The sequence below is a fragment of the uncultured Ruminobacter sp. genome (assembly GCA_902764345.1).
GTDB lineage: Bacteria > Pseudomonadota > Gammaproteobacteria > Enterobacterales > Succinivibrionaceae > Ruminobacter.
This window is the reverse complement of the sequence record CACWVT010000005.1, coordinates 39,983-52,532: the sequence shown is the minus strand read 5'-3', so window position 1 is coordinate 52,532 and position 12,550 is coordinate 39,983. Positions and strand designations below refer to the sequence as shown.

The following is a 12,550-nucleotide window of genomic DNA, read 5'->3' as shown; positions in this document are numbered from 1 at the left end:
TTTATTCCTTGTTCTGCACATCACTGTTTTCAGTCTGTGGTTTCTTGTCTATAGGGGTAACCGGAGCTCCGGGACCGATTTTCTGAAGATTGGTTGTAATAACCCTGTCATTCTTCTTGATGCCACTGACTACTATGTAGTCATGTTCATACTCACCATTAATAACAATGTTGTGCTGTTCAACGGTGTTTACGTTATTTTCGCTCTTAATGGTATATACCATGTTGGTACCATTATTCTGTCGAAGAACGGCTACTTGAGGAACAAGAAGAACGTCTTTCTGGATTCCCTGATTTACGTTCGCCTTGATGTACATTCCGGGGAGAATGTATTGATTATGATTAGGAACCTTTACACGCACATTCACCATACCGGTAGATTCGTCGACGGTAACCTCAGAAAATTCGAGAGATCCCTTCTGTTCCAATTTTTCTCCGTTTTCAAGGAACAGTTCAACCTGTTCACTTCCTGAATTATTTGGGTCGAACAAACCTTCAGCCATATTCTTTTTCATGTTGAGGTGTTCCGTCACCGATAATCCAAGGTCAACATAGATAGGATCCAACTGCTGAATTGTAGCCATAGGCGTTACCTGACTGTTGGTAACCAGAGCTCCTTCAGTTACGTTTGAACGACCTATAGTCCCTGTGATAGGTGCGTATACTTTAGTATAGGCAAGGTTTATTTCTGCTGTTTTGACGGCTGCTTTTGCTGCAAGAACCTGAGCCTCTGCTGCTTTGTTGCTTGCAAGAGCATCATCGTAATCCTGTTTACTGATGGCATTGGTGTTTATTAATTTGCTGAATCTGTCATATCTAAGCTTTGATGAGTATAGATTTGCTTCAGCCTGTGCAAGAGAGGCTTTGGCACTGGCTAACTGGGCTTCGTACATGGCCGGGTCTATTTGATAGAGCTGATCTCCCTGATTGACTACCGAACCTTCAGTAAAAAATCTTTTTAAGATAACGCCTGAAACCTGAGGTCTTACTTCAGCTGTTCTTACGGCTGTAGCTCTGCCGATAAGAGACGAAATTACCGGAATGTCCTTGGAGGTAATTTCCTGATAATCGACAGGAGCCGCAAAGCCGTGAGCTTGATTGTTTGGTGCTTTATCGCATGCTGTAATTGAAAAAGTGGTTAACATACATGCAAAAAAAGCTGTCTTGTTTAGTTTTTTTGAATGATAGTGCATTATAGTGCTCCAAATATTAGTGTACGCTTACAATTATAGCCATTTTTTTTCTTTTTTTCTATACATACATATAAGTATGTATATATACTATTGGTTGAATGGATAAGTGAAATTTAATGTAATTAACAAACAATTACATATATAATTAGTCAATTCGTATGTTAATATGGATATGTCAAACTGTTCTTATGGTCAGTATGGATAAAGATGACGGTTCAGAATCATATATTACGTAGAGAGTAATTTTTAAATGGTTAGGAAAACAAGAGAAGAAGCACTGAAAACAAAACAAAATATAATGGATGTTGCCAAGCAACTGTTCTGTGAAAAGGGCTATGAGAAAACAAATCTTAGTGACATAGCAGACGTGGCCGGAGTTACGAGAGGTGCTATTTACTGGTATTTCCAGAACAAGGATGATTTATTCATTGAACTCTGCAAGGACATGATAGATGCGGATACCAACCTTTTTCACCTTGTCGAAGCCATTAATAGGGATAACCTTTCTCCGTTGCAGAGTCTGAGAGAGTGGTTATACACAATAAATGAATCACTTAGATGTAAGGATAACATCTTATTTATAAAGATAATTAATAATGTGCTTTGGGGAAATCACGGCAGTAAAAGAATAAAAAAGATGTTAAGAGACATAAACAGTGATTTCAACAAGAATTACCTGCTTCTTATCAAAGATGCCATAAAGAAAAAAGAGCTTCCGGAGAACGTAGATCCTGTAAAAGCCTCAAATTTTCTCTGTTCGGTTATAACCGGGTATATCATGCAGTATGTTGACGGAGCCCAATCTGATATAGTCGATTTTAACAAGCCTCTTGTAGACATGTTTATTGAGCAGTTGCCAAAGTTTATATTTTAATTTTAGTTTTTTATCAGTAATCATTTAGATTTTTTAAGATTAATGGATACGACGATTCTAATAAATCGCCGAATATGGGGACAAGGTGAATTATTAATAAACTGTAATTTTATTGTTTTTAATATGTTTGATTTTTGATTAAGCATACTTTATAATAAGATTGTTCGTATATTCAAATATAATAGAATAGTATAAATTTTTTTTATACTTAAAATAATATTAAGAACGAAGGAAGATATTTATGAAGAAAAGTTTATTAGCTGTGGCCGTATTAGGTGCTTTTATTGGTGGTAATGCCTTTGCGGCAGAAGAAAATACCGGTTATATCGGTGTGAAGGGTGGTTGGAGCCATGTAATGGGTCATCAGTCTCGTTGGGTTGACACTGCTGACCGCAAGACCAGCAATGATTTTGATGCAGGTCTGTATGCCGGTTATAATTTCACCAACTTCTTAGGTATTGAAGCTGGTTATGACTATCTCGGTAAGTTTGCCAACAAGGGCTACAATGACAGCAAGAAGCTTGGTGATTACTACGTTCACGGTGCTGAAGCAGCAATTGTTCCTTCATACCCAATTACCAAGGATTCTGATGTTTTCGTTAAGTTAGGTGCTTTATTCGCTACTGTTAAGGATGATGCTTACGGTAAGAATGCATTCCATACCTCTCCATTAGTTGGTGCTGGTACCCGCATCGGTTTAGGTGATGACTTCACTCTCCGTCTTGAGTACTTATATGCTCACAAGTTCATGGATAGTGCTTCTAAGTTCGGCTATGCTCCAAATCTTCAGAATGTAAATTTAGGTCTTGAATGGAAATTTGGCGGTGCTGCACCAGCTCCTGCTCCTGTAGTTGCTCCAAAGGCTCCAGAAACCGTAGTAATTAACGAAACCATTTCTTTAGATGCTGCAACCTTATTTGATTTCGGCAGCTCAAGCTTATCTGCAAATGGTAAGAACCGTATTGCTACCGAAACCCAGAAGATTCGTGAAAACGACTTAAAGGATGTTTCAATTCGCGTAGAAGGTCACACTGACCGTATTGGTTCAGAAGCTGCTAACATGAAGCTTTCAAAGAAGCGTGCTGAAACCGTTGTTGAAGAATTCATCGCTAACGGTGTTGATCAGTCTGCTATCTCTGCTGAAGGTTACGGTGAATCAAGACCAGTTACCGGCACTGAATGTGACAATATCAAGAACCGTAAGAAGTTAATTGAATGTCTTGCTCCAGATCGTCGTGTAGAAGTTAAGTTCTCTGGCGTTAAGCAGGTTATCGAAACCAAGTAATATTCATAATAGAATTATTAACTTGAAATAATTTAAGAAGGGAGAAGCTATGACTTCTCCCTTTTTGATTTTGAATATCATTTTTTAAATTTTAGAATCTCTAATTGTAAAAAGAAAACGGCCGGTAAATGTTCATTACCGGCCTGTTTAACAAATAGTGGAACGATTATTAGTCCACATTAATTAGGTAATTTACTAGGCATCAATTTCAGCTAGATGCGCATTTTCTGAGATAAATTCCTTACGAGGAGCCACTTCTTCGCCCATTAATTTGGTAAAGGCTTCGTTAGCTTCGATGGCATCATTTAAAGTTACTTTTAAGAATACACGATGATCAGGATTCATTGTAGTATCAAAAAGTTCTTCAGGATTCATCTCACCTAAACCCTTGAAGCGCATGATCTTGATTCCGCTTAAACCTTCCTTAAGCAGGAAATCATGAACTTGACCAAAATCAGTTACATTCTGGGTTTTGGTTCCACATCTTACGTATGCATTCTCTTCGAGTAAGCCATTAATAAGCTTGGATACCTTAGCAATCTTCGCATAGTCCTGACTTACAAAGAATTCGTAAGGCAAAGAATAGTTCTTAGTAACCCCGTAATGAAGAACACTGACTTCAGGGTAATAAGATTCTTTATCTTCTCTAAACTTTGTATGAACAGAGAAAACAAGGCCCGGAACTTCTTTCTTCTTCAGTCTTGCTTCGAACGCATTTTTCCATGATTCGAATTTAGATACATCCTTCATGGAATCTTCAGTTAACGGATCTATGAAGACCAGTTCGCTGGTAAGCATCTCAGGAATTCTTCTGTCAATACGTCTGTAAAGAGGGAACAGGTTAACATACTGCAGGAAAATGGATTCTAAAGGCTGACCGAAAATCGGAGGCGCATCAGGATTAACAAAAAGCTGAGCATCATTAAGTGCCAATGATGTTTCATACTCGTTCTTTTCAACTTCGTCAGTTATGTACCTGAAATTCTTCTCAGATTTACTGTATTTGTAGAGCGGAGGCTGAGCAATGTATACGTAACCTCTTTCAATCAGATCAGGTAACTGTCTGTAGAAAAATGTCAGCAACAGAATTCTGATGTGTGCACCATCCACATCCGCATCGGTCATGATTACGATGTTGTGATATCTCAGATTATCAGGATTGTATGCATCCCTGATACCGCATCCAAGAGCATTAATCAGGGTTCCGATGGTTTCAGAACTGATGATCTTGTCGAATCTGGTTTTTTCAACATTCAGAATCTTACCGCGTAACGGGAGAATTGCCTGATATTCAGGTTTTCTGCCTGATTTTGCACTACCGCCAGCGGAGTCACCTTCCACTATGTAAAGTTCACATTCTTCCGGTTTCTTGCTTGAACAGTTAACAAGCTTGCCCGGAAGGTTAGAAATAGCGTCCTTTTTATTGAAACGTTCTCTGATCTTCTTTGCTTCTTTTCTGTACTCTGAAGTTGAAAGAATTCTTTCTATAATCAGTTTAGCTTCAGTTGGATTTTCATTTAAAAATTCCAAAAATTTTTCACTAACTATAGAGCTGACACATGATGAAACTTCAGACGAAACCAGTTTGTCCTTTGTCTGAGAAGAGAACTTAGGATCAGGAACCTTTACAGAAACTATAGCAGTGATGCCGTCAACAGCGTCACTGTGAAGAATATCGATGTTATCCTTATCCTTTTTAGGAATGAAGCTACATTCTTTAATATACTCTTTTACTGCGGAAACAAGACCTCTTCTGAAGCCGTCACGATGTGTACCGCCATCTTTCTGTGGAATATTATTGGTGAAGCAGAAAGTATTGTCCGCATAGGCATCAGTATACTGAACTGCCACTTCAACATTAATTCCTTCCTTTTGATCGAATTTAGCACAGTAGAACAGCTTTTCTGTAAGTTTGTTCTTACCGTGGTTAAGGTATTCGATGAAGGACTGAATTCCGCCCTGATAATGGAATTCATCGTGCTTGTTTTCGACACGTTCGTCTGTAAGGTTTATTCTTACACCGGAGTTTAGGAACGATAACTCTCTCAGTCTGGTCTGTAACTTTGTGTAGTCAAACTCTGTAATGGCAAAAATTGAAGGGCTTGGCCAGAAATGAATTTTTGTACCAGTCTCACTTGTATCGCCTATGGCTTTCAGAGGAGCTGTTGGATGTCCTCCGTCAACGTAGGTCTGCTGCCAAATATGTCCCTGTCTTTTAATTGTGAGCTGTAATTTGTCAGACAAAGCGTTTACAACTGAAACACCTACACCATGAAGACCACCAGAAACTTTGTATGAGTTCTGGTCAAATTTACCGCCGGCATGAAGAATTGTCATTACAACTTCCGCTGAAGAAACACCTTCTTCAGGGTGAATGTCTACAGGTATACCACGGCCATCATCTTCTACGGAAACAGAACCATCGGCATGAATGACAACGTTGATGTTTTTACAGAAGCCCGCCAATGCTTCGTCAATAGCATTATCCACAACTTCGAAGACCATATGGTGCAAACCTGAACCATCGTCTGTATCACCAATATACATACCTGGTCGTTTGCGAACAGGATCCAATCCTTTTAATACTTTGATTGAATCCCCATTATATTCTTTATCTTGTTCGCTCATAGTTTTGTCTTTACTCTTTGAGCCGCCGTAAAGCTCATTACAGCGGTGATGTTTAAACATGAAAAATCAGATGAATTATAGCACAATACAGCTATTTTTTAAATTGCTGTAATGCGTGCTTTATTCTGAACGGACAACAAAATGTGAGTATGCACAAAAACGAAAATTACTTGTACCGAGAGGAGGAATAACTCTGATTATGTTGATAATTTCGATTTGTTTAATACATTGTGACTACAGGTAGCAGTGCAATTATGGATACCATATTGAATTTAAGTGCACAGTTTACATAAAGGTGATTGTATGCTTAAATGAAATTACTTACGTTTTTTACATTAATTCATAATCTTAGGAGACATGTGTTCATGAACCATATTCATTCGGTATTTGATGCCCACAGGGCAGTATGGGCACTGTGGCCTAGCAGTTTATGTAATTATCATGACGAAGCAGTTCCACTTCAGAAATCTTTTGCAAGGTTTGTTGCAGCTGTTTCCATGCACACCCCGGTATTTGTGGCCGTATCAGAAAATGAGTATGAAAGGGCTCGTTTTATAATTCCCAAACACATAACCATGTATAAAATTGACTGTGACGGGGTCTATGCAGATGATCTTCATGTTCATTTTGTATACGAGGACGGGGCTTCAAAAGTGGTTACGGGAGCGGATATTTCCTGTAAGGCTACGTCTGTTTTAAACGGTTTTAATAATTATCACTGTTTAAACTTTTCAGAGAAAAAGCTTTTGTCACATCTCGATTTCGAAACAGATGGCGAAGGTACTTTTGTTGTTCTCCAATCTAACCTGAATTTATGCGGTTTCACATTAGAATCTTTGAGGAATATGTTCGAAAAATTTGGTCGTGTTCATAGGATTATGCTGATAAGGGACACAGATTTTCCGGATATACATGTTCAGTCAGTTACAGATTTATTACGTTTTGTCGGCCCCGGAATCGTGGTGCTTAACAATGTTCCTCACGAGGAGAAAAATCCTTTTTATAAGCTGCTAAATCATGTTTTCGGGATGGTTTCAGGTGAACGTGATTCAGAGGGACGTGAGTATATTATTAAAACAATTCCTTTTGGCAGATACGAAGGTGCGGGATATGCCACATATCGTGATAGGGGCTTTAAATATTCCGTTGCAGGAAGCTATCTCAATTTTATGATTACAAATCAGAGTGTGGTAGTGCCATTAATTGACCCTGAGAATGACAATCAGATTCTGATAAATATGCAGAATAGTTTGGGAGCTCTCGGGTTTGATGTGAATGGTGTGGATGCTGTGGATCTGTATGCAAACGGGCTTGATTTCAAGAAACTGGTAATGCCTGTCTACAGATAGCGACAACTTTTGAGCTGAAAATAATAATATGTTTCCCCCTGTCAACGTTTTGAAAGCAGGGGGAATTTCATATACGGATTTTATTCCTCTGAATCATCAAGTGGTCTTATCATCTGTTTCAGCATGAGTTCAACCTGTTCTGCTATTCTTGGTGATACGATAACAACCATCTGAGAGAATGGCTTGTCTTCCCATTCTATCTGGTTGGTTATAGGATAGCATTCACCCTGAACCCCGTGAATAATGAACGGATATCCGTCATTGAAGTCAAAAATACCTTTAAGACGGATGATTGATTCACCAAACTGTGAATTGATGGCATCAAAAGCGTGAATAACTGTAAATCTGTTAAGGGGTTTGTCAAAAGACATGGCAATTGTCTGGTAATTTGAATGAATCGGCAATGTCTTGTTCATAACTCCTGACATTTTTACCGGAGCCATGCCGGAAGCCAGTTTATAATCACTTCTTTTTGAGTTTATCCATTTCATTGCGGTTTTGATGTCTTTTGGGGTATTAAAGATATCAAAAGAGGTGAAAGCGTCCATTGGAGGATTGTCCAGACTGCTGAGATATACGTCTGCAGACTGGTTTAAGTCTTCAACTGTGTTTTTCAGTGCTTCGATTTCATCCTGGCTGAGTCTGTCGGTTTTACTGATAATAATTTTGTCAGCCATGGCGATCTGTTTGACTGATTCATAGTTATGAGCCAGTTCTTCCTTTGCATTGATACCATCAACTACGGTTATTGTACCTGCAAAGTTATAGTTAATTAGGATATCTTCGTAGTGGAAAATAAGATCAATAATAGGAGCAGGATCTGCGATACCGGTAGTTTCAATAATTACCCTGTTAAAATCAAATTCAGGATTGTTGTCGCGTTCTTCAATAAGGTAGTGAAGTACGTTTACTAGTCCATCCTGTACTGTACAGCAGATACATCCGGAGTCCAGAACAATAACAGGATTATCACCAGAGATAAGTTTGTTATCGATAGGAATTTCACCGACTTCGTTAATGATGAGTACGGTGCCTTTCATTTCAGGGTTGTTAACAACTTTGTTCAATAAGGTGGTTTTTCCGCTGCCGAGAAAACCTGTGAGTATCTGTAGCGGAGTTTGATTAAATACGTTACTCATTTATGCTTCCGATGTTTCTAACAAAATTTTTGCTGCCCGAGTTATATTCTTCTCAATATCAATCCAATTGTTTTCTTCCTGAAGTTTCAATGGTGATATATGGGATGTGCAACAGGCGGCCACGTTTGGTTCATTGATGTAATCCTTGATTATTTCTAAGGTGATGCCTCCAGAGGGCATGAATCTTACATCATAATCTTTGTAAACTTTGCGCAGAAAATCCACGCCTCCGTATTTTTCTGCCGGATAAAATTTTAGCACAGAAAATCCCATGGACAGTGCAATATTTAATGATTCCACGGAATTGACACAGGGAATATATGGCTGATTGTGTAAGCAACAAAATTCCATAAGTTTGGGGTCGAATACCGGGGATATGAGAATGTCCAGTCCCAAGCCTCTGGCTTTAGTTATATCCTGTGTCGAAAGGCATGTGCCGGCAAATATATAGGTATTTGGAAAATCCTTTTGAACAACATCAACAAGCTGTTTCACGTAAGGAGAATTCATTCGTATTTCAATGGTACGGAATCCGTTGTCGTAATACATGGCAAGTAGTTTCCGATAATCGAAACCGTCCGTGACATCTATTATTGGAATGATTCTGCTGCTGGCAACAATTGACAGGATGTTGTCAGAAAAACATCCTCGGCTTCTTGCTAATTTCTGCATGCTCAGTCCTCTGGATCGTCGTCCAAGAACTCGTCTGAATCGTCTGTGTCGCCAAAGTCATCATCTTTGTATCTGTATGAATCCTCGTCGTCAATGGGATTTCCATCTGCATCGACTGCAATGCCATCTTCGTTAAAGATTACGTTGCGATCCCAGACAGCAAAGTCATCATCGTTGAAATTACCCTCATTGGTGTAATTACCGTCATCTTCTTCCTGAAAATAATCATCATCAAAATCACTTGGCGTCATAATAAAACTCCCTGTAATTTACGTTTAGTCAGATAATTTTATAAAATTCAGTATTGCCGCAACAGCCGGTGTTCTGTACTGATCTTCTTCTATAAGGATATCATGAAGACTGTTTTTTATCCTGATAATATTCGGCTTAACCCGGCTGTATAATGCCAGTTTTTCAGTAAAACGCAAAATGTCTGCTGAGGAGACCATATTGTCGTTTTCAGCTACTAGGAAAAGACTGGGAATATCCATATCATACTTAGCAGACCAGACGCTCTCAAGACATGAAACAGCCGCTCTCAGCCAAGAGGTGGTCATGCCTCCGAGTTTTGCTTCCGGATATCGTGAATACAGGTTGTAGTAGTTGTCGTTTCTCTGGCTATCATGAGTGTTGGCATCAAGTCCTATAGTTTTTTTTCTGAAACGATCGTTAAAGTAAAAGAAAACTGGACCATTGCAGGAAAAAGGTTTGGACAGTAAATCTCTCAGATGTGATAGTGCCTTTATCATGAATGTGGGAACCGGCTGCCTAATTCCAAGAAACGGGGAAATGAATATAAGTCTGCTGATGCTTTTAAGTATTTCCGTTCTCTGAATAGCCTTAAGGGTTATCAGACCTCCCATTGAGATGGCAATAACCGTCAGTGGCATGGCGTCGGTTAGCGATTTGATTACATTCCCAAGGTCATTAACGTAGGTGTCAAATGAATCTATGTGGCACATTTCATGGTCGGAAGTAATCCGGGGACTGAATCCCTGACCTATATGGTCGTAAACGGTAACTTTAATTCCATTGTCACAGAGCTGTCTGCAGAAATCCTGATACTTATAGAGCATTTCATTTCTTCCCTGAACAATAAGAACCTGTTTCCCCAAAGGACGTAAGGGCGTGTAGACCAACCCTTCAAGCTTGCGTCCGGATGATTCTATCTGAATACGTTCAGGAATAATTTCTGCTGTCATATGTGACGTCAGCCTTTACGTCTAACTACGCGGTTAATGTTATTAAGCGCCTTGATTTTTCTGATTATGTTGGCAAGATGCAGTCTGTCTCTAACAGTTACAACAAGGTTGAGAATATATACTTTTCCTTCCTTGGTCTCAGAGCTTATTTGTGAAATGTTTGCTCCGCATACTGAAACAGCATTACTGATTTCGCCAATCATGCCCTGTATATTAACCATTTCTATACGTAATCCCGCTTCAAACACTTCATTACATGCGTTATTCATGTCCCAGCTTACAGGAAGGAATTGCTCATTCGGATTTGATGTTTTGAGATTTGCACAGTTGCTGGTATGAATCACCAAACCCTTTCCTGGATTAACATGGGCGACAATTGAGTCACCGGGAATTGGATGACAACAGTTCGCAAATACGTAGTTAAGACCACCTGTGCCATTGATTGATGAAGGCGGTAGGGTTGCATGCGGATTCTTTCCGGTAGGGGAATTCATGGCTTCATTGTTAAGGAGTTTGTTCGCAACGATAACTGTGAATAAATTACCAAGAGCTATATCCACATACAGCTCATTAAGGTTGGCTTTTCCAAATTCTTTAAGAACCCTGTCAATGGTATCGGAAGGAATATTCTCGATTCTGGTTGCACCCATGGCATTACGCAAAAGTCTTTTACCGAGTAACTGACATTCCTCAAGTTTAAGACCTTTAAGATACTGTCTGATTTTGCTTCTTGCTCTGGAGGTGACCACGCTGTCCAGCCAGATTGCGTTTGGCTGAGAAACTGGAGAAGTAAGTATTTCAACACTCTGTCCGGATGATAAAGGTCGGTTTAGAGGAAATGGGTGATGATCCACACGAGCACCTATACAGTGCTGTCCGATGTCACTGTGTACGGCATATGCAAAGTCCACAGGAGTTGCACCATTCGGTAATTCATAGATTTTACCTTCAGGAGTAAACACATAAATTTCTTCCGGAAAGAAGTCTGTTTTAACGCTTTCGATAAATTCAAAGGAGTTGCTTGCACTCTGCTGTAGTTCGAGCAGACTTTTGATCCACCTTTGAGCGTGAATTTGCGCTGATGAGTCAACCATTTCGGAGCCATTAATCTTGTAGAACCAGTGTGCGGCCACACCCTGATTTGCCATCTGATCCATAAAATCGGTACGGATCTGGATTTCTATCGGAATACCGTGTGGTCCGACAAGAGAGGTGTGGAGAGACTGATAGCCGTTAATTTTTGGAATGGCTATGTAATCTTTGAATCCGCCTGGACGCGGCTTGAACAGGTTATGCATTTGTCCGAGAACACGGTAGCAGGTGTCCACATTGTCTACGATGATTCTGAAGCCGTATACATCCATGATTTCATGAAACTGTATCTCTTTTTTTACCATTTTCATATAAATGGAATAGAGATGCTTTTCCCTGCCCTGAATACGGTATTTGATATTGGTTTCCTCAAGGCGGCCGTTTATGTCGGCAAGGATTGATTTGATTATTTCCTTTCTGTTGTTGCGGGCATGCTTCATGGCATCTTTCAGGATGCGGTAGCGCATGGGATACATGGCTTCGAAACCAAGTTCCTCAAGTTCATTTTTAATGCTGCTTATACCGAGTCGGTTTGCGATAGGCGCAAAAATTTCCAGGGTTTCCTTGGCTATTCTTCTTCGTTTATCAGGTCTAAGGGCACCGATGGTTCTCATATTATGTGTTCGGTCTGCAAGTTTAATCAGAATTACACGGATGTCACTGGTCATAGCCATGATCATTTTTCTGAAATTTGCGGCCTGCGCTTCTTTATGGTCGTGAAACTGGAGTTTATCGAGCTTGGTGACACCAAGAACGAGATGAGTTATTGTTTCTCCGAAAATTGAGTTCAGCTGTTCGGCATTGATGGGGGTGTCCTCAACAACGTCATGGAGCAGTGCAGCCATGATTGTCTCATGATCCAGTTTCATTTCAGCAAGAATCTGGGCAACGGCAACCGGATGGGTGATATAAGGCTCTCCGCTAGAACGAACCTGACCTTCGTGGGCATTTTTCGCAGTTGTGTATGCCTGTTCGATTCTTGCTATCTGTTCAGGAGGCAGATATGTTTCGAGAGTTTTTTTCAGATTATCAAATAAATAGAGAACCGTACTCATTGCAGATATTCCTTTAATATATGGCTATATTATAGCATTAAATGTGCCACGGATTAGGGCTC

The 12,550-nt window shown here is 39.7% G+C and carries 10 protein-coding genes; 3 read left to right on the top strand and 7 right to left on the bottom strand.

The features are described 5' to 3' along the window. Position 1 precedes the first annotated feature (1 nt). On the bottom strand, positions 2 to 1,144 hold the full coding sequence (locus QZU58_RS01950; RefSeq protein ID WP_294494282.1) for an efflux RND transporter periplasmic adaptor subunit: 1,143 nt from the start codon (positions 1,142 to 1,144) through the stop codon (positions 2 to 4). 298 nt (positions 1,145 to 1,442) lie between these two features. Between QZU58_RS01950 and QZU58_RS01945 the strand changes: the two genes are divergently transcribed. Both QZU58_RS01945 and QZU58_RS01940 read left to right on the top strand, forming a co-directional pair. Continuing rightward, positions 1,443 to 2,066, top strand: coding sequence for a TetR family transcriptional regulator (locus tag QZU58_RS01945; RefSeq protein ID WP_294494280.1), 624 nt, complete (start codon positions 1,443 to 1,445; stop codon positions 2,064 to 2,066). A 241-nt stretch (positions 2,067 to 2,307) separates the two neighbouring features. Then, on the top strand, positions 2,308 to 3,351 hold the full coding sequence (locus QZU58_RS01940; protein ID WP_294461850.1) for an OmpA family protein: 1,044 nt from the start codon (positions 2,308 to 2,310) through the stop codon (positions 3,349 to 3,351). A gap of 195 nt (positions 3,352 to 3,546) precedes the next feature. Here the strand turns inward: QZU58_RS01940 and gyrB are convergent, their stop codons facing one another. Further along, entirely contained in the window at positions 3,547 to 5,979 is a 2,433-nt protein-coding gene (gyrB, locus tag QZU58_RS01935; RefSeq protein WP_294494277.1) for a DNA topoisomerase (ATP-hydrolyzing) subunit B, read from the bottom strand. 365 nt (positions 5,980 to 6,344) lie between these two features. Here gyrB and QZU58_RS01930 point away from each other — a divergent pair, with 365 nt between their 5' ends. Beyond that, positions 6,345 to 7,328, top strand: coding sequence for an agmatine deiminase family protein (locus tag QZU58_RS01930; protein ID WP_294494274.1), 984 nt, complete (start codon positions 6,345 to 6,347; stop codon positions 7,326 to 7,328). An 80-nt stretch (positions 7,329 to 7,408) separates the two neighbouring features. Here QZU58_RS01930 and QZU58_RS01925 read toward each other — a convergent pair whose 3' ends face one another. Genes QZU58_RS01925 through spoT form a run of 5 tightly spaced genes read right to left on the bottom strand, consistent with a single transcriptional unit; the run spans position 7,409 to position 12,488 of the window. Then, entirely contained in the window at positions 7,409 to 8,467 is a 1,059-nt protein-coding gene (locus tag QZU58_RS01925) for a GTP-binding protein (protein WP_294494271.1), read from the bottom strand. Beyond that, positions 8,468 to 9,139, bottom strand: coding sequence for a hypothetical protein (locus tag QZU58_RS01920; RefSeq protein ID WP_294461842.1), 672 nt, complete (start codon positions 9,137 to 9,139; stop codon positions 8,468 to 8,470). A 2-nt stretch (positions 9,140 to 9,141) separates the two neighbouring features. Beyond that, a complete protein-coding gene (locus tag QZU58_RS01915; protein ID WP_294461841.1) occupies positions 9,142 to 9,390 on the bottom strand; it encodes a hypothetical protein in 249 nt (82 codons plus the stop codon). Between the two features lie 24 nt (positions 9,391 to 9,414). Then, positions 9,415 to 10,341: an alpha/beta hydrolase gene (locus QZU58_RS01910; RefSeq protein ID WP_294494268.1), complete on the bottom strand. Its 927-nt coding sequence runs from the start codon at positions 10,339 to 10,341 to the stop codon at positions 9,415 to 9,417. An 8-nt stretch (positions 10,342 to 10,349) separates the two neighbouring features. Further along, entirely contained in the window at positions 10,350 to 12,488 is a 2,139-nt protein-coding gene (spoT, locus tag QZU58_RS01905) for a bifunctional GTP diphosphokinase/guanosine-3',5'-bis pyrophosphate 3'-pyrophosphohydrolase (RefSeq protein WP_294494266.1), read from the bottom strand. Between the last annotated feature and the right edge of the window lie 62 nt (positions 12,489 to 12,550).